The 17,037-nt window shown below is 37.9% G+C and carries 16 protein-coding genes and 1 riboswitch; of the genes, 9 read left to right on the forward strand and 7 right to left on the reverse strand.

All coding sequences use genetic code 11. From position 1 onward, the window contains the following. The first annotated feature begins 331 nt into the window (after positions 1–331). The 5 genes from UFO1_RS03960 to UFO1_RS03980 all read left to right on the forward strand — a co-directional run bounded on the left by UFO1_RS03960 (position 332) and on the right by UFO1_RS03980 (position 7,384). Complete coding sequence (locus UFO1_RS03960; protein ID WP_201771052.1) at positions 332–1,981, forward strand: spore germination protein; 1,650 nt, start codon at positions 332–334, stop codon at positions 1,979–1,981. Between the two features lie 31 nt (positions 1,982–2,012). Further along, positions 2,013–3,176: a Ger(x)C family spore germination protein gene (locus UFO1_RS03965; protein ID WP_038668171.1), complete on the forward strand. Its 1,164-nt coding sequence runs from the start codon at positions 2,013–2,015 to the stop codon at positions 3,174–3,176. Positions 3,177–3,190: 14 nt separating this feature from the next. Next, positions 3,191–4,306, forward strand: coding sequence for a GerAB/ArcD/ProY family transporter (locus UFO1_RS03970; RefSeq protein ID WP_051788812.1), 1,116 nt, complete (start codon positions 3,191–3,193; stop codon positions 4,304–4,306). 207 nt (positions 4,307–4,513) lie between these two features. Then, positions 4,514–4,600: riboswitch (cyclic di-GMP riboswitch) on the forward strand. A 124-nt stretch (positions 4,601–4,724) separates the two neighbouring features. Continuing rightward, on the forward strand, positions 4,725–6,425 hold the full coding sequence (locus UFO1_RS03975) for a methyl-accepting chemotaxis protein (RefSeq protein ID WP_038668173.1): 1,701 nt from the start codon (positions 4,725–4,727) through the stop codon (positions 6,423–6,425). Positions 6,426–6,463: 38 nt separating this feature from the next. Beyond that, complete coding sequence (locus UFO1_RS03980; protein ID WP_038668176.1) at positions 6,464–7,384, forward strand: chemotaxis protein; 921 nt, start codon at positions 6,464–6,466, stop codon at positions 7,382–7,384. Between the two features lie 109 nt (positions 7,385–7,493). Here the strand turns inward: UFO1_RS03980 and UFO1_RS03985 are convergent, their stop codons facing one another. From UFO1_RS03985 to UFO1_RS04010, 6 genes are all read right to left on the reverse strand, one after another. After that, the gene (locus UFO1_RS03985; RefSeq protein ID WP_038668179.1) at positions 7,494–7,829 is read right to left on the reverse strand and encodes a rubredoxin-like domain-containing protein; all 336 of its coding nucleotides are present in this window, start codon (positions 7,827–7,829) and stop codon (positions 7,494–7,496) included. Positions 7,830–7,945: 116 nt separating this feature from the next. Next, positions 7,946–8,941: a YeiH family protein gene (locus UFO1_RS03990; RefSeq protein WP_371256657.1), complete on the reverse strand. Its 996-nt coding sequence runs from the start codon at positions 8,939–8,941 to the stop codon at positions 7,946–7,948. Positions 8,942–9,161: 220 nt separating this feature from the next. Next, positions 9,162–10,727, reverse strand: coding sequence for a DHA2 family efflux MFS transporter permease subunit (locus tag UFO1_RS03995; protein WP_038668183.1), 1,566 nt, complete (start codon positions 10,725–10,727; stop codon positions 9,162–9,164). Further along, on the reverse strand, positions 10,720–11,778 hold the full coding sequence (locus UFO1_RS04000; RefSeq protein ID WP_038668185.1) for an HlyD family secretion protein: 1,059 nt from the start codon (positions 11,776–11,778) through the stop codon (positions 10,720–10,722). The genes UFO1_RS03995 and UFO1_RS04000 overlap by 8 nt, the downstream gene beginning before the upstream one ends. A gap of 177 nt (positions 11,779–11,955) precedes the next feature. Beyond that, a complete protein-coding gene (locus UFO1_RS04005) occupies positions 11,956–12,411 on the reverse strand; it encodes a MarR family transcriptional regulator (RefSeq protein ID WP_038668187.1) in 456 nt (151 codons plus the stop codon). 147 nt (positions 12,412–12,558) lie between these two features. Further along, positions 12,559–13,401: a polysaccharide deacetylase family protein gene (locus UFO1_RS04010; RefSeq protein WP_038668190.1), complete on the reverse strand. Its 843-nt coding sequence runs from the start codon at positions 13,399–13,401 to the stop codon at positions 12,559–12,561. Between the two features lie 275 nt (positions 13,402–13,676). On the opposite strand from UFO1_RS04010, the gene UFO1_RS04015 reads away from it, so the two are divergent. After that, positions 13,677–13,886 carry a hypothetical protein gene (locus UFO1_RS04015; RefSeq protein ID WP_038668192.1) on the forward strand — a complete coding sequence of 70 codons (210 nt, stop codon included), beginning with the start codon at positions 13,677–13,679 and terminating at the stop codon, positions 13,884–13,886. 11 nt (positions 13,887–13,897) lie between these two features. Beyond that, a complete protein-coding gene (locus tag UFO1_RS04020) occupies positions 13,898–14,173 on the forward strand; it encodes a spore coat protein (RefSeq protein WP_038668195.1) in 276 nt (91 codons plus the stop codon). A gap of 96 nt (positions 14,174–14,269) precedes the next feature. Here the strand turns inward: UFO1_RS04020 and UFO1_RS04025 are convergent, their stop codons facing one another. Beyond that, entirely contained in the window at positions 14,270–14,512 is a 243-nt protein-coding gene (locus UFO1_RS04025) for a small, acid-soluble spore protein, alpha/beta type (RefSeq protein ID WP_038668197.1), read from the reverse strand. Between the two features lie 470 nt (positions 14,513–14,982). On the opposite strand from UFO1_RS04025, the gene UFO1_RS04030 reads away from it, so the two are divergent. Together UFO1_RS04030 and UFO1_RS04035 are read left to right on the forward strand one after the other, a co-directional pair. Then, positions 14,983–16,317 (forward strand): nucleobase:cation symporter-2 family protein, encoded by a 1,335-nt coding sequence (locus UFO1_RS04030; RefSeq protein ID WP_051788813.1) that lies wholly within the window; start codon positions 14,983–14,985, stop codon positions 16,315–16,317. Between the two features lie 164 nt (positions 16,318–16,481). Continuing rightward, the gene (locus tag UFO1_RS04035) at positions 16,482–17,033 is read left to right on the forward strand and encodes a gamma-glutamylcyclotransferase family protein (RefSeq protein WP_038668200.1); all 552 of its coding nucleotides are present in this window, start codon (positions 16,482–16,484) and stop codon (positions 17,031–17,033) included. Positions 17,034–17,037 lie beyond the last annotated feature (4 nt).

The following is a 17,037-nucleotide window of genomic DNA, read 5'->3' on the forward strand; positions in this document are numbered from 1 at the left end:
GATTCTCCTTACTGCTTCTCTTTTCCTATTTCATCTTGATGATAACATGATCTCATCTCAAGAAGGCGTAAAGAAACAAAGGATTTATATCAAGAAAAAGTAAAGGTAGCTTCGTAGGGAAAGGGGATTAACAATGAAGAGGAATACCTTCTCCCTTTTTGGCATTTATTTATTGTTGGTTTTTAAAGTGAAAATTAACTTATAATAAGCGGAATCTATTTGCCTAATTGATAAAGAATGACATAGTAATAACATAATACGGTTAACAATTTGTTTATGAGGGAAATACTATTAAAAGTATATATAAGGCTTTTCAAGGGAGGGGAGAGGTATGAAAAAGAAGGTACTTTCTCATAATAAAAAAACGTCAACTAGTGAGTCGTTAGCTTCATGCCCTGAAAATAACTCTGCGTTAGAGTCATTACAAATGATGATTGAAGGCAGTAAGTACATTACTCAAGATATGTCTTCTATAATTAGGCAATTGCGTCAGTCAGGAATTGAAGTACAGCAGGTATCTTCTAAGATAAAAGATAATGAGCAATATATAAAAAATATCTTTGATAAATGCTCTGATATAGTGATACGGGAAATTAAAATCACCAATAATCCTAAATATAGCGCCCTCCTTGTATATATTGATGGTATGGTAAAACAAGAACTCATTGAAGACGCCGTTGTAAAAAAAATGGTCAGTCAACCTGCAGATTCTACCTACCTTCCTGCCAGTAAGGAATATGTACAGTATTTAATCGGGATACGACCTGAGGATATCTATGAAGAAATGAGTCAGGTCATAGAAGCGATATTAAGTAGTAAAATTATTGTATTTGTAGATGGGGTAAATAGTGCACTGACAATCGATTTTAAAAATCCTCCTACCAGAAATGTGGAGCAGCCGGAAGCGGAAAGTTCTCTGCGTGGACCGAAAGAGGGGTTTACAGAATCCATAAGGACGAGTACAGGCTTACTTAGAAAAAAAATCAAAAATATAAATTTGAAGATGGAATCTTATAAGATTGGCAGAGAGACCAAGACAGATATTGTTGTTTGTTATCTCGCAGGCATTGCCAATGATAAAATTGTAAATGAAGTGAGAGAGAGATTACATAAGATTGATATAGATTCTGTATTGGGCAGTAGCTATATTGAAGCATATATAGAGGACAGTCCTTTTTTTATCTTTCCTACGATATTCCGCACGGAAAAACCAGATGTAGTGGCAGGCAAACTATTAGAAGGTCATATTGCCATTATCGTTGACGGAACTCCCGTTGCTATAACCGTTCCCTGTCTTTTTGTAGACTTTATTAAGACGGCTGATGACTATTACTTGAAATTTATTCCTGCCACATTAAGCCGATGGATTCGGTTTGGAGCATTTTTTATAAATCTTACCCTTACAGGCTTTTATGTGGCATTATTAACATTTCATCAAGAACTGATTCCTGATTCTTTAGTTCCTAGCCTGATAAAATCTCGAGCCGGAGTGCCCCTTCCTGTAATGTGGGAGTCCTTTGCCTTGTTATTTACCTATGAGGTATTGAGAGAAGCGGGTATTCGAATGCCAAGAGTAGTAGGACCGGCTGTAAGTATCGTTGGCGCACTGGTATTAGGTCAGTCCGCTGTAGATGCAGGATTAGTAAGTACACTGACGGTTGTTGTAATCGGTTTTACCGCCATAGCCGCCTTGACAGTACCTTATCCGGAGATGAGTATGTCACTCATTTATCCTCGATTTATCTTTCTGTTCTTAGGTGGAACCTTGGGTATGCTAGGACTTACAGGCGGTATCATGATGTTGTTCATGAACATGATATCGGCACGATCCTTTGGCGTGCCATATATGGGACCTCTGGCACCTCTTGTTAAAAATGAACTGTCAGATGTAGTGATCAGAGCACCGTTGTGGTCTATGCTTAAACGATCAAAACTCATTACGTGGAAGCAATCCATACGAAAAAAAACAAAGGTACGCTAAGCGGATAGGAAAAGAAGAAAGGGAGTCGTCCATGAAAAAAGGTATTGCATTTTTCATGATTTATATCATTATGTTTCTTACGGTAGGCTGTATGGCGAAAACTGAAATTGAAAAACTGGCTATAGTAGTAACCTTTGGTGTTGACATTACAACAGATGGGAAATACATGATCTCTACCCAGATATTAAAAACACAGAAACAGTCACCTGGAGGCATGGGGGGATCAAAAGGCGAGAAGCAGCCTACGGAGGTCATGGCATTAATCAGTACAGGGGATACTATACCTGATGCATTAGATCATTTGTCGAAAGAACTAGGCAAAAAGGTAGCGTTATCCCATGTGAAGTTTATTGTCATCGGTGAAGATGCCGCAAAAGCAGGAATCGCTGAACTGATGGATTTTTCGGCAAGAGGATACCAGCTTCGCCCTAATGTTGTTTTCCTTGTTACAAGTGGTAAGGCTTCTGAAATACTAAGAACATCAACACCAGAAGATTCTATTCCTGCTAACGCCATTGCAGCCATATTGAATTTACAAGCAAACTATGGATACGTACCTGTCACTACTACTATGGAATTTGCTAATTCCCTAGCCAGCAAGACGGCAGCACCAATGGCAGGGGTCATTAGCCTGCATGGAGATGAACAAGTGGGTAGAGTATTCAAAATGATAGGAATTGCTGTATTTAAAAAGGATAAGCTCATTGGATATATGATGGGGGAAGAGGAAGTGCGGGGTGTCCAGTGGATACGGGATAAAGTTAAAGCAGGAAATATTGTAATGCCGTCACCTAATAAAGGTAGCATAACAATAGAAATTATTTCTGCAAGTAGTGAGATAAAGTCTATCGTAAAAGATAATAAACCCATCATACATATAACCATAAATAAGAAAGGAAATATAAGGGGAATGGTGGGAGATCTAGATGCTATGAAAAATCCTGAAATATTAACAGAGTTTGAGCAATTAGAGAATGAGGTCATAAAGAAAGAAGTTGAGAAAGCGTTATATGCAGCGCAAAAGACATTCAAGGCAGATATATTTGATTTTGGCGAAACAATACACAGGGACTATCCTGATGAGTGGAAAAATATAGAAGAAAGTTGGAGTGAGATTTTTCCTGACCTTGAGGTAGAGGTAGAAGTACATTCTAGTATACAAAGAATAGGTGTAATATCTAAACCTCTATATTAATCGGAGGCTATATTGTGGAAACAAAAATATCGGCGTACCAATTGTTTGCTATCATGGTGTTATTGTTATTTGGCAGCGCTATACTCTTTTTTTTAACTCCTGAAGCAAAACAGGATGCATGGTTGGCATTACTCATTTATATACCGGTAGGCATTATAGAATCACTTCTGTATACAAATCTATATTACAAATATCCGAATGATACTATAGTTACATATTTGCCTAAAATTTTCGGCAAATTTATAGGATATATACTGAGTGTTGTATACATTCTATATTTTACTTATTTATCAGCGAGAATAGTGAGAGATTTTTCAGAACTTATACTGATTGTCTCATTGCCTGAATTACCTTCACTTATCGTTTCCATCACAATTATGGTGATATTTGCTTATGGAGCGTTCGCGGGGATCGAAAATATTTCACGAGCTGCACAATTAACACTACCAATATTGATGTTTTTCGTTATCCTAGTATTCATATTGTTGTATGCAACACCAGATGTGGTGAAAATGCAAAACCTAAAACCAGTCCTTGAAAATGGCATATCATCTGTCATAAAACATGGATGGCTGCTCATTACCTTCCCTTATGGTGAGACTATCTTCTTCACTATGATCTACTCATCTGTCAATGAAGCAGCCAATGTAAGAAAAGTATCGCTGCTTGCTGTCCTGTTTGTTGGAATAATCCTTTCCCTAAATACGATTATGTTCATAGTTTCATTAGGAGTAGCAGGTGCATCTGCTTCCCTCTTTCCCCTTTTTTCAACCATGCGTCTTATAAAACTAGGATTCTTGGAAAGATTAGATGTATTTGTTATCGTTATCATGATAATAGGAGGTTTCTTCAAGGTAAGTATTATTACCTACGCGGCCATGCTTGGTACATCCCAGCTTATCAAATTAAAGGATCCCAAGTATTTGGCTATACCCTTCGGTTTAGTAATTGTAATATTTTCAATATTCATCGCTAAAAACTATCCAGAGCACATTGTGATAGGTCTGAAGTGGACACCATTATATATTCATATACCATTACAAATTATAGTGCCATTGACTGCACTAATGATACATTATATAAAAAGAGGTAAGAAAAAAAGTCCCTATGACTGTCAAAATAAAGGGTGAGCCCAGTATATGTTAATTAAATAAAATTTATGAAATTGTGAACATAAAATTTTATAGCCTACTACTAATTTATAAATTAGCAGTAGGCTATACTAATTTTTGACGAATTTCCACAAAAATTTTAATTCTATACCTTTTGGCGGAGGCATGAATGTTCCAAATGTTTTATTATAGGATTCATAGAGCTCTATTTTGTAAATTGAATGTGTTAGATTTCGGCAAACTTATCGAAAGGTAAGGACGCAAAGCTATGGGTCTAAGAATCTTAGGATTTAAGGCTGCCAGGTTGCCATTGACTAACGTCAATGTTGCCATGGCAGTTTTTAATATTTTAAGAAAGAAGGTAATCGATTTAGAAGATTGTTCTTAGCAATAGTTGAAATCAAAAAACTTACAATAACAGGAGTGTGTTCTATTTATGAATAGTAAAAAAAGATTGCCTATTATTTTACAGTTAACAAGTATGTTTGCTATCGCTGCAATGCTATTATTATCAGCCCTTGGTTATACAATTTATAATTATCTTTCACTAGGCGACGAGTCAAATAAGCTGGTATCATATACTGCAGTTAGGACAATGTCTATTAAGGAAGCTCATACAGATTATGTTAGAGCCCTTCTTAATTTCCGTGGATTCTTGCTGTATCCTGATGGAGCAGCTTATGAGCAAGGATATCAGGAAGATATGAAAAAAGCGATTAAAACAGTGAAAGAATTTAATTCTAGTTCCGCGAATCAAGATTCAACTGTAGAAGGTGCTAAACTTGAAAAGTTACTAAATGAATATTTAGGCCTTGTTGAAAAAATGATAATTGCCAAGAAAACCAATGATCCAACACTGAATCAACTGACTACAGAGGGGCGCAAACATACAAAGGATATTGAAGATCAATTTACAAAACTGGCTGAGATACAACAAAAATCTATGACAGATAAAAGTAATCTTATGATTACACATGCCCAAAATAGCAGTAGAAATATTATTTTACTGAGTACCTTAATTTTTATAATGGCCTGTATTGTGGTAATTTGGTATAGTCGCAATTTGGCAATGCGTTTTAGATATTTAACGAAATCAATGACTATGATTGGGCAACTAGACCTTACAGAAAAGGATATTGAAATTCGTCGAAATGATGAAATTGGGGATATGGGGAACATCCTTAATTCTATGCGTAATTCCCTAAAAGAAATTGTTGCATTGCTTCACACCAGTTCTCGAACATTGGCCGCATCCAGTGAAGAGTTGAGTGCATCAGTCGAAGGACACCTAGAAACCGTAGATATTGTGGCTAATAGTACGGGAGAGATTGCTGCGGGTGCTTCTAAAAATTCGGATAGTATTATCAATATCTCAGGAGCAGTTGAAAAAATTTCAGCTGGTGCAGAAGAAATTAACGCTAATGCAACAGAGGTAAATGCCAATACACAAAATGCTGTTGCGGAAGTAGATCGTGGTATGTCCATGTTACAAGCCGTTGTAGAACAAAATGAAAATGTTGCCTCTTCTATGGCTGAGATTACAATAGTAACAGAAAAATTGGCGCAAGGATCGCAGGAAATTAAAGGAATTGTAGATGTAATCACCAATCTTGCTGGACAAACAAATCTTCTAGCCCTAAATGCAGCAATTGAAGCTGCCAGAGCAGGGGAAGCAGGTCGAGGATTTGCTGTCGTAGCAGAAGAAGTTCGTAAGCTAGCTGAACAAAGCGAAAAATCTACAAAAGAAATCACAGAGATCATTTCCAATATGGGAAGTGAGATTGCAGTGTCAGTAAATGCAGTGGAACGAGCGAACGGAGAGGTTGTGAAATGTAAAACCTCAGCTCTCGATACACAAAAAGGCTTTCAACTCATTGCGAAAAGGCTAATTACTGTAAAAGATGGTATTGAGCAAATTGCTTCTGCAATTGGTGAAACTGCTTTGGGGACACAGTCTATGGTAACTAGCGTAGAAACCATACGGCTTGTAGCAGATACTACCTCGGAAGGTATTCAGACCGTTGCAGCTTCCACAGAAGAGCAATCTGCCAGTATGCATGAAATTGGTGATAACGCTGATTCACTTGCTAAGCTGGCAACGGAACTGAATGCAGTAGTTCAAAAGTTTAAAGTATAAGTGAAACCGTTATTATTAAAATTCGGTGGAGGCATTTTATGAGTGAAATTGCAAATGATAAAAAGGGGATCTTATTAGAGACGGGTACAAATGAGTTTGAAATTATTGAGTTTATAGTTGGCAAAGTGCATTATGGAATTAATGTTGCGAAAGTAAGAGAAGTGATTACTCCGGTTCCTGTTACGCCAATGCCAAATTCACATCCTAATGTGGATGGAATTTTTACCTTGCGTGGACGGGTGATGCCACTAGTTAATTTGCTGACATGCTTAGGAGTTAAAGACCAAGAAGCAGCTAGCAAAAATATTATTATAAGTGAGTTAAACACTTTTTTTGTAGGTTTTTTAGTAAATCAAGTTTCGCGGATACATAGGGTATCATGGTCTGCGATGGAACCAGTCCCTGATACTGCTGCTGATTCTGATATGGCTGTTGGTATTATCAAGCTAGAGGAAAAGATGATTATTCTATTGGATTTTGAAAGAATTATTGCTGAAATTAATCCTCAAATTAATGCTAAAATGGTAGATGTTTCTCAAGGGAGTGTTGAATTGCAGGCAGTCAGGAAGACGAAGAAAATCATGATTGCTGAAGACTCCAAAATGTTGAGAGAACTTTTGATAGAGTCACTTCACAAAGCTGGGTATATCAATATAACAACCTATCATAATGGTAAAGATGCTTGGGATGCATTAGCGGCATTAGCAGATGGAGGATTGCCCATCGAAGAAAATGTACATATACTGATTACCGATATAGAAATGCCGCAAATGGATGGGCATCATTTATTAAAGAAGGTTAGAGAAAACAAAAAACTGGAAAAATTGCCTGTATTAATTTTCTCTTCTTTAATTAATGAGGAAATGCGTCTCAAAGGCGAAACGATTGGAGCTAATGGTCAAGCTTCCAAACCAGAAATTAATAAATTAATTAATTTATTAGATACAATGAGCCTATAAATATATTGTAAAGAAGATAGTTAAAACGTTCTAAGAAAAAAGGATGTTAGGGAGTAAAGACTCCCTAACATCCTTTTCTTACTTATATGTCGTTACCATAAAGGATGGATTACCACTTGCCCTTTGTGATATGGTTTTCTATTTCTGCTTTTGAGCGCTGTTTAATAACGTAGGCTTCATGTTTTGCTTGTGTAAAACCAGATGTACAGGGAGGATCAAGATTAATCTCAATGCCCTCTTTTGCTAGTTTTACAATTTGGTCCGTTAAAGCAATAATTTCCATATGGATGTCATTCGTTCTTTCTGACTTGTAAATCTTAGCGGTATCTTCCGCGGTTAATTCAATAAACTTTTCTTGTGGCTGACCACATTTGGGACATTTGTCAATTGCATTATCCCCTTCATGAATAAAACTGCAAACGCTGCATTTAAAAAGGTTTTTCATTGTTTAACAATCTCCTTTTTACATATTATTCTAGTTAGTGACACTATTCGCTAAAAGAAATTAAAATCCTTCTTATACAAAGAAGGATTCAGATAGAAGGAAGCGGACTATTGTAGTCACCATATTTGTAAATAATGCTGTACTGCAAGTGATACAAGGGCTACTGCTAACCAACAGAATAGTCCGAGTAGTATTGGCCTAATACCATTATTAAATATATGTTTGAGATGTGTTTTTAGACCTATGGCGGCCATAGCTATAACGATAAAAAACTTTCCAGTATGGGAAAGGAACTCACAGACAACTGGAGGGATAAATCCAGTTGTGTTTATGATGGAGGCTGCTAAAAATCCTAAAATAAACCAAGGAAATATTTTTGCAATACCAAAATTGCCCGTACTAGTTTTTTTCCTTGCAATAATAAGAGCAAGAGTTAATGTGACTGGCACAATCATTAAGGCGCGGGTTAATTTAACAATGGTAGCAAAATTACCTGCTTCATGACTGTAGGAATAACCGGCGGCCACTACCGAAGAGGTATCATTGATCGCCGTTCCTGCCCACATTCCAAAACCCATATCATTCATACCAAGTACGTGCCCCATGAAGGGGAAGATAAACACGGCGGCTATATTAAATAAAAATATTGTTGATATAGAATAGGCGACGTCTTTATCATTGGCAGATATTACGGGTGCGGTAGCCGCTATTGCGGACCCACCGCAAATTGCTGTTCCTACGCCAATAAGAATACTCGTATTTCCTGGTAATTTTAAATACTTACCTACAAGCCAGGCCGATAGGAATGCAGCACTTAATGTGAAAATCATGATATATAAAGATTGGCTACCTACTTTAAAAACATTAAATAAGTTCATTTCAAAACCAAGTAGTATGATGGAAGCTTGCAATATTTTTTTTGATGCAAATGTAATACCATCCTCATAAATAGCAGGCCTTTTCCAGCAGGCTATTATCATGCCTAAGAGTATTCCGAACACGGGACCTCCTATTAATGGCACAAAGGACCCTAAAAACCAAGATGGGACGGCTATCGCAATAACAATAAAAATTCCAGGTAAAAGCTTCATTAATTCGGTATTTTGTGTCATATAAATTCCTCCTTTGCCTACTGTGATGATACCATTTGAAATCTGATACGTAAAATACTATAATATGATAAAAAAGATAGGCTATTACCTATAGATAAAATATAGGAAGAGAAGATTCAAGTAGTACTGACCTATAAAAGTCAATAAAAAATACTACTCCAGATACTGGAGTAGTATTTTTTATTGACTTGGAAGGCAATCTGGCTTAAACGGTATTCTACTAGTGTGTTGCAATGGGAGCACCTTTTTTCTTTATGGTGTTACCCGGCATTAGCAGAGCAACAATGGCTAAAACCACTAATATGATGGCGACGTAGTTGTAAGCATCTCGATAGGCAAGAATACTTGCTTGATGGATAAGCTCTTGATAAATTTTCCCCATAGCTGTTGATGACGCTTGGGAGTATGGTACACCAAGATTCATAATTGATTGGGTGTAGCTTGCTATTGAACTGTGAAAGCCTGGGTCAGCAGCCGTTAGATGCTGTACCAGATAAGATTGTTCCATCTGCTGACTATGCAAGAGTTTGTTAGTGACCAATGCGATACCAATACTGCCTCCTAAATTACGCATTAGGGAAACAATTGCTGATGCATTGCTGCTATTTTCGGGAGAAATTTTTGAGAAAGCAAGTGTACTGGCAGGTATGAACAGGAATGGGATACCAACTGTCTGAAGAGCACGTACTAAGACGAAGGTGCTGTAACCCGTTTGAGGCGTCACAAATCCAGTTGCCCACATACCAACAGCGGTGATCAGCATACCAAAAGAGATAAGGTATTTTGACTGAAATACATTGACGAGTCTGCCAACGACAGGCATCATAACGAGGGTAGCAATTCCTCCTGGCGAAAGTACAAGTCCGGATAAGGTAGAATCATAGCCAAAATTTGTTTGTACCAGCATCGGTAACAGCATGGCACTTGAGTAAAGGGCAAAACCGACAAAGAAAATCATAATGCAGGGTAAACTGAAACTAGGAATAGCAAAAAGCTTCAGCTGGACTACCGGATTTTTTTGCCGTAATAGCCAGAAAACTGCCAAAATGAGACCAGCGGCGGCAATAAAGGCAAAGATCATGATAAAGGGACTGTCAAACCAATCTTCTTGCTGCCCTTTATCAAGAACGATTTGCAGTGCTCCAAGGCCGAGGGCGATGAGGCTAAGGCCAATATAATCGATAGAGTCCACCTTTTGCTTTTGCGCACTAGGCGGATCCACGACCAAAATCTTGACCAGAAAAGCAGCTAATAGGCCGACAGGTACATTCATGAAAAAAATCCAGCGCCAGCTAAAGTTATCTGTGATAAGACCGCCTAGGGTTGGTCCTAAAATTGGCGCTAAGACTGTTGTTATACCTGTAATAGCAAATGCCATCCCAAGTTTTTCAGGGGGAAAGCTATCCTTGATGATAGCCTGTTGGCTAGGCTGTAGGCCGCCCCCTGTCAAACCCTGTAGCAATCGAAAAACGATTAGCATGGGAAGGGACGTTGCAATACCGCACAAAAACGAGGTTAAGGTAAATCCCAAAATACAAAAGATAAAAAAATTCTTACGCCCCATCAGTGCGGATAACCAGCCAGACAGGGGAAGGATAATACCATTAGCTACTAGATAGGAGGTTAGTACCCAGGTACTTTCCTCCGAACTAGCTCCTAGCGAGCCGGAAATATGAGCAAGCGCAACATTGGCAATCGTTGTATCCAGCACTTCCATAAAAGCAGCAAGACTGACAGCGGTTGATATCAATAGCGGGTTTACAGGCTTTAGAGCATCGTCACTCATGATTGTATCCTACGTTTTCTGTGTATACCGTCGGTACCACCGACATGCCAGGTCCCAGATGGACTGAGGCGTCTGGGAGACTATCAAACACGATTTTTACGGGAACCCGCTGTACAATTTTTACAAAGTTTCCAGTCGCATTTTCTGCAGGAAATAGGGAAAAACGAGAGCCTGTTCCAGCTTGTATGCTGTCTACTTTACCGTGCAACTTTAAAGAAGGGAAGGCATCAATCCGAATGTCGACAGGTTGTCCAGGTTGCATGTGTTCTAACTGTGTTTCCTTGAAATTGGCAACAATCCATAAATCCGTTCCGACTAGTGAAGCTAGTTGGCTTCCAGCTTGCACATAATTTCCGACTTCTACGCTGCGGTTTGTAATGCGCCCATCTATGGGGGCGATAATTTTGGTATTTGCCAAATCATTTTCAGCTTGGGCAAGATCAACTTGAGCTTGCTTAACTTGTGCCTGCAATTGGTCACTTGTGCCTTTAGCGGATGCGATTACACTAGGTGCTGTATTTGCTGAATGAAGGCTAGCACGCATCTGATCCAAGGTAGAACGGGCTGATTTTTCCGTTGCTACCGCCTGATCCAGTTGTTGCTGGGAGGAAGCGCCAGCGCTAAATAGGCTCTCCATCCGTTGCCGATCGGCTAGTGTTTTTTCCCAAGTTGCCCGTGCAGATGCTACCTGAGCTTCTGCGGCATCAATTGTAGAGGGAGCGGAAACGGTGGTTGTTTCCAAATTGCTATTAGAGGTATTAGCTGCTGCCTGAGCAGCAGCTAATGCGGCTTTGGCTTTGTCACGATGGACAATATAATCAGTAGGATCAATTTCGAGTAATACATCCCCGGCTTTAACCAATTGATTGTCTTGCACATTTAGGGTTTTGACATAACCTTGTACCTTCGGACTTAACACGACTGTGCGGCCATTAATGGTGGCGTTATCCGTTGATACCTCACCGCGTTGGGAATAATAATAAGTGCCAGCTCCGGCTAATAGGAGTAAAATCAAGATTGCGATTTTAATAAATTTTGTAGTAAGTTTCATAGTATCACCTTTTCCTAAATATTTAGATTCATATACTGTAGCAACGAAGAAGGGAAATTCAAAAGAGAAAAATTTTTAATTTGGTAAGTGAAATTGCTTAGTTGTTTAAGGGAGAGAGGAATGTTAGAGCAATATAGTTTATGAAATAAGTTTACTAGGTGAACAATCTGAGAAAAACTATTCTTCTTGTCTGAACTTATCAATGTACTGCTCGACTTCGCTCATGAGATCTTGAAACATAAGCAGATCTGCTTCTTTTAAGGAATTAAATTTTTTTATAATTCCATGGTCCAGTTTTTTATGAAATTCAGCATGGCTGCGAAAAGCCTTTTGACCCTTTTCGGTAAGTTTTAATAGAACCATCTTTTTATTGTCTTTTGCTTGGTAGCGGTAGATTAGCTCTTTTTGTAGGAGCTTACAAATAATTTTAGGGACGGCCCCCTTAGTGATACCAAGTTTATGGGCAACTTCTGTAACATGGATTCCTGGGTTTCGACCAATAACATCAATCATGTGAATTTCCGAGGCATACAATACCTCAGTCCCAAACATTCGCGGCTCTGCCATTAATTCAGAAGATTTATTAATAATTCGTAACATGGTATCAAGTACACACTGACTTTGGTTAGACATTCGTTTACTTCCTTTTCTATTACGAAAGATAATTTTACTTGGTATAGTAGTAGTATACCAAGTAAACAATTCATGTCAAGGACTAACTTAATCTTTACGCCAAACTCGAAAGATTCAAATTAGTATGAGATTTCTCGAATTGAATTTTTAAGGGATATAGATGAATCCTGCGATAGAAGATCCGCCCTCTTTAAGTAAATATGCTTTGAGATTCTGTAAAGCGTTAAATGCCTGGGTAAAGTTTAAACGTAACCAAAAATGAAGGAATGTATGTGTTCCGCCTCCAAAGATGGGAATTCTATTTAGGGTATATAATGTTGAATTTACCTTATCTCGTCCAAAGTTCACAGTAAAAGCCGCTCGATACCCAGATTCCTTTACCAACTGAATTACCCTCTGATCATATTCTCCACCTGGATAAGCTAAATATTCCACTTTTTTGCCCAGCCGCCATTCCAGTGCTTCCTTTGATTTAACGACTTGATTACGAATCTCTTCATCAGAAGCCTTGGGCAGTGAAATATGACTAGTTGTATGATCTTCAAAACTGATTCCGTTACCATTCATTTCTTTTATTTGATCCCAGGTTAAGTACTTATTATAATTACCCACAAAATCAGTGATCAGAAATATAGTTGCAGGGAAATGATATTTCTGCAAGATAGGATAGGCTACCTGGTAATTATCTTTATAGCCATCATCAAAAGTGATCAAAACTGGCTTAGGGGGAAGTGGTTTTCCGTATTGCAAATAATCGGCTAGCTGGTCTGGTGAGATCCCAGTGTAACCATTCTGCTGTAAATAATTAATTTGTGCTTCAAACTCGGAATCACTGAGGGTTAATGCATTATGGTCTTGATTATTGATTTGATGATAATTTAAGACAGGTACGCCTTGAAAATAATTAAGTGAGCTATACCCTAATCCAACTACTATACAAAGTAAAATCAGATTTCTATATGAGATAACTTTTTTCATAACCTTATGCAAAAAAAATACAACTCCTCTTTGGTTTGATCTAGGTTAGTAACTATTATATATGAATATTTTACTTGTAAAGCCATTTTACTTCAAGCTGTAACCTATACCAATCTTAGATCATCTTAAGAAATGCATGGATCATGGGGTGGCGTAAGTCACTTTTTCAATGAAATAAGACCTTATCACATTAAAAAAAAGTATATTAGGGCATAATAACGTCGCTAATATTTTCGAGTTAAGTAGTAGTACTATCATGTTAATAATTATGTTCAGGAGGTGGAGAAATGTCAGCAACCAACTTAATTACCCCTCACGAGATTTTGAAACTGCATGAAATTGTTCAGAATGAAGTTGCCTGCGCAAGAAAACTTCAGGCTAATATGAACCGGATTCAGGATCAAGAACTAAAAAACTTTATGCAAAATTCCTTGCAGGCCAAGCGGGAAACTCTTACTGAATTTAAAAGTTTATATTATGGGCAGCAATTGCAATAGGAGGTAAGACTATGGATATCTTTGAAATCGATGCCAATGAAGTATTAGCTGAAGAAGAAATAGCCTTTGATATGTTCAAGGACTCCAAATTCGCTGTAAACTCTTTGGCGCAAGCGATTGTAGAAGTGGCACACCCGGAGGTACGTAAAGTATTACGCCGTAAATTAAATAACGCGATAGACCAACATTATCAGTTATCAGACATTCTCACCCGGAAAGAATGGTATCAACCATACCTAGCACCTGGGCAACAGATTAGTCAGGATATACAAATGACTAATCTGTGAATAGCAACATTATAAAAGCCGTCATAGTTGACGGCTTTTATAATGTTGCTATTAGTGAAACGTAAGGAGTTGGTATCGTTAGCATTAAATAGATTTCTACTCCTCATTAGTATTTGCAGCTTCCTCGATAGAATTTTGTGCCATTTGTTCTTCGGCCATTTCAATCATCATTTTGACTTTTTGGCCGCCGATTTTACCACCAATTTTGCCAACCTGACTTGTTGTTAGCTCTTCGTTATGTCCTTGATCTAGTGGTATCCCAAGCTCCTTCGCTACCTCATGCTTATTGGGAAGGGCAGCATTAAGTTCTTGCATAGTGTCGATTTTACCTTTTGTCATAAGTCAACCTCCTATATAAGGATATTTAAATCTAGAGCTTTATCTATGGGATAGTATATTACTACAGCGCTATTGATCCCCTTTTACTGTGTTAGCAGCTTTATCTGTAGCTTGTTCCATTAGTTTGTGAGTGTTTTTTTGTTCAGACATTTATTGTATACCTCCTAATAAAAGTGTGTACAGCTTTTGGTAAAAATACACCCAACATTAAATGGGATATAGTAGAATGGAATTCATCATTAATAAAAATGTAGACAAGTGTCTCAAAATTAGATATGCTTATTCAAGACATCGGTCTAACTATAACTTTTGATAATATAATATTTATGAGCAGTGGCGCTCTAAGAAATGAAAGCACTTTCTTTTCTTAGAGCGCCTTTTTATATTAAAAAGGAAGGTGATTTTATTTGGTAGGTTACAAGAAAGTTGGCTGAAATTTATATGTAAAATATAGAAATGGGGGATACATCATGAGCGTAACAAAAAAAAATCATCCTGTGGATGAAAGATTACCTATAAATCAATTATTTTTATATGGCTTACAGCATGTATTGGCTATGTACGCAGGAGCTGTGGCCGTACCTTTAATCTTGGCAAATGCCCTAGGATTGGGGAAAGAACAGCTGATTTACTTAATTAACGCAGACTTATTTACCTGTGGGATTGCAACACTGATTCAAACTTTGGGTTTCTGGAAAATGGGTATTAAAATTCCTGTTATTCAAGGTGTGACTTTTGCAGCGGTAACCCCAATGATTCTGATAGGGAAGTCTCATGGATTAACTGGTATCTATGGTTCCGTTATGATTGCTGGTATTATAACATATTTGGCTAGTCCCTATTTTAGTCGACTCATTCGTTTTTTCCCACCAGTAGTCACTGGTTCCATCATTACTATTATTGGTGTTTCTTTATTGCCTGTTGCCGTACGTTGGGCTGGAGGCGGTGTTCCTAGCGCAAAAAACTTTGGTGATATCCAATTTATTGGTCTAGCTTTTTTAGTTTTAGCTTTGGTTGTCTTCTTTTATCGTTACTTCAAAGGATTTTTAAGTAATATTGCTGTTTTATTGGGCTTGGCTGCTGGTACGCTGATTGCCCTTCCTTTAGGATTGGTTAATTTTTCTGGGGTTTCAAATGCCGCTTTGATTGGGATAACAACTCCTTTTGCATTTGGTATGCCGATCTTTGATATTCCTTCTATCGTAGCCATGACTCTTGTAATGTTGGTTGTTATGACAGAAACAACGGGTGATTTTATTGCAATCGGTGAAATTGTTGATAAGCCAATCAGTCAGGAAGATTTGACTCGTGGACTAAGGGCTGATGGTTTCTCTACTTTGTTAGGAGGCATTTTAAATGCTTTCCCATATACTGCTTATGCACAGAATGTTGGACTCGTTGGTTTAACGCGGGTGAAAAGCCGTTACGTAGTAGCTGCTGCCGGTGCTATCCTTGTTATATTAGGTCTCTTTCCTAAAGCGGCAGCAGTTGTTGCATCCATTCCTACACCTGTTTTAGGTGGAGCAGGGATTGCTATGTTCGGCATGGTAATGGCTAGTGGTATTAAAACTCTTTCAAAAATCGATTTTGACAACAATCATAATCTGATGGTAGTGGCAGTTAGTGTTGCTGTTGGCTTAATTCCTTTAGCAGTGCCAAGTATTTATCAAAAATTCCCTGAGGCTCTGCAAGTTATTTTAAATAGTGGCATTACTGTAGGTAGTGTAGTCGCAATTGTACTAAATGCCATATTAAATAAAATCGATACTGTACCGTATGCTACAAATAACAAAAGAGCTAATTAACTGATAGGATGTTTGTCACCTAGTCATATTTATCTATGGCTAGGTGTAACTAAATAAAACTAAGATGCTTCTAAATCAGTAGTATGTTAGTGCAAGAATAACTCATGCGTAGGGTCAGGTCGATATAAAATGGATTTTTTATTAAGTAAAAGAGGTGTAATATTATGGAATCAACTAGCCAAACTCGTCTTTATTTTGCCTATGGTTTTAATCTTAACTTGGGAAAAATGAACCAAAAGTGCACTAAACCACGTGTTCTTGGTATTGCTCGCCTCGCTGGGCATAAGATTGGATTTTATGAACACTCTGTTATTTGGGATGGAGCTGTAGAGACCCTTATTCCAGATGCTCAATCCGAAGTTTGGGGCGTCTTGTATCAACTAGAACCGTACGCTTGGGACGAATTGGACAACTGTGAGGATGCTAGGTTAGATGGTACAGGGGAATATTTTCATTATCCAATAGAAGTACTAGATGCACAAAACCAGGTCAGAGAAGCAAGTATGTATAAAAAAGCTAGATTGGGAGAAGCAAAGCTCCCTAGTACGGAGTATTTAGATTTAATTATTCAAGGCGCAAAAGAACAGGGATTACCAGAAAATTATATTGTAACTTTGCAAAATATTGCTTCTAAGCCAGCTTCTTACGCTGTGCCACGACAGCGTACTCAGAATAAGATAACGGTAAGTGAGGGGTGTGAGGGTTGTTTAGAATGAGTAA

It is taken from the genome of Pelosinus sp. UFO1 (assembly GCF_000725345.1).
Taxonomy (GTDB): domain Bacteria; phylum Bacillota; class Negativicutes; order DSM-13327; family DSM-13327; genus Pelosinus.

Coding starts and splice junctions, on each gene's coding strand:
- UFO1_RS04025 (WP_038668197.1), bottom strand. CDS start 14,512: ATGACAAAAGGTAAAATCGACACTATGCAAGAACTTAATGCTGCCCTT.
- UFO1_RS04015 (WP_038668192.1), top strand. CDS start 13,677: ATGTCAGCAACCAACTTAATTACCCCTCACGAGATTTTGAAACTGCAT.
- UFO1_RS04035 (WP_038668200.1), top strand. CDS start 16,482: ATGGAATCAACTAGCCAAACTCGTCTTTATTTTGCCTATGGTTTTAAT.
- UFO1_RS03965 (WP_038668171.1), top strand. CDS start 2,013: ATGAAAAAAGGTATTGCATTTTTCATGATTTATATCATTATGTTTCTT.
- UFO1_RS04030 (WP_051788813.1), top strand. CDS start 14,983: ATGAGCGTAACAAAAAAAAATCATCCTGTGGATGAAAGATTACCTATA.
- UFO1_RS04000 (WP_038668185.1), bottom strand. CDS start 11,778: ATGAAACTTACTACAAAATTTATTAAAATCGCAATCTTGATTTTACTC.
- UFO1_RS03975 (WP_038668173.1), top strand. CDS start 4,725: ATGAATAGTAAAAAAAGATTGCCTATTATTTTACAGTTAACAAGTATG.
- UFO1_RS03995 (WP_038668183.1), bottom strand. CDS start 10,727: ATGAGTGACGATGCTCTAAAGCCTGTAAACCCGCTATTGATATCAACC.
- UFO1_RS03990 (WP_371256657.1), bottom strand. CDS start 8,941: ATGACACAAAATACCGAATTAATGAAGCTTTTACCTGGAATTTTTATT.
- UFO1_RS03985 (WP_038668179.1), bottom strand. CDS start 7,829: ATGAAAAACCTTTTTAAATGCAGCGTTTGCAGTTTTATTCATGAAGGG.
- UFO1_RS04005 (WP_038668187.1), bottom strand. CDS start 12,411: ATGTCTAACCAAAGTCAGTGTGTACTTGATACCATGTTACGAATTATT.
- UFO1_RS04020 (WP_038668195.1), top strand. CDS start 13,898: ATGGATATCTTTGAAATCGATGCCAATGAAGTATTAGCTGAAGAAGAA.
- UFO1_RS03980 (WP_038668176.1), top strand. CDS start 6,464: ATGAGTGAAATTGCAAATGATAAAAAGGGGATCTTATTAGAGACGGGT.
- UFO1_RS03960 (WP_201771052.1), top strand. CDS start 332: ATGAAAAAGAAGGTACTTTCTCATAATAAAAAAACGTCAACTAGTGAG.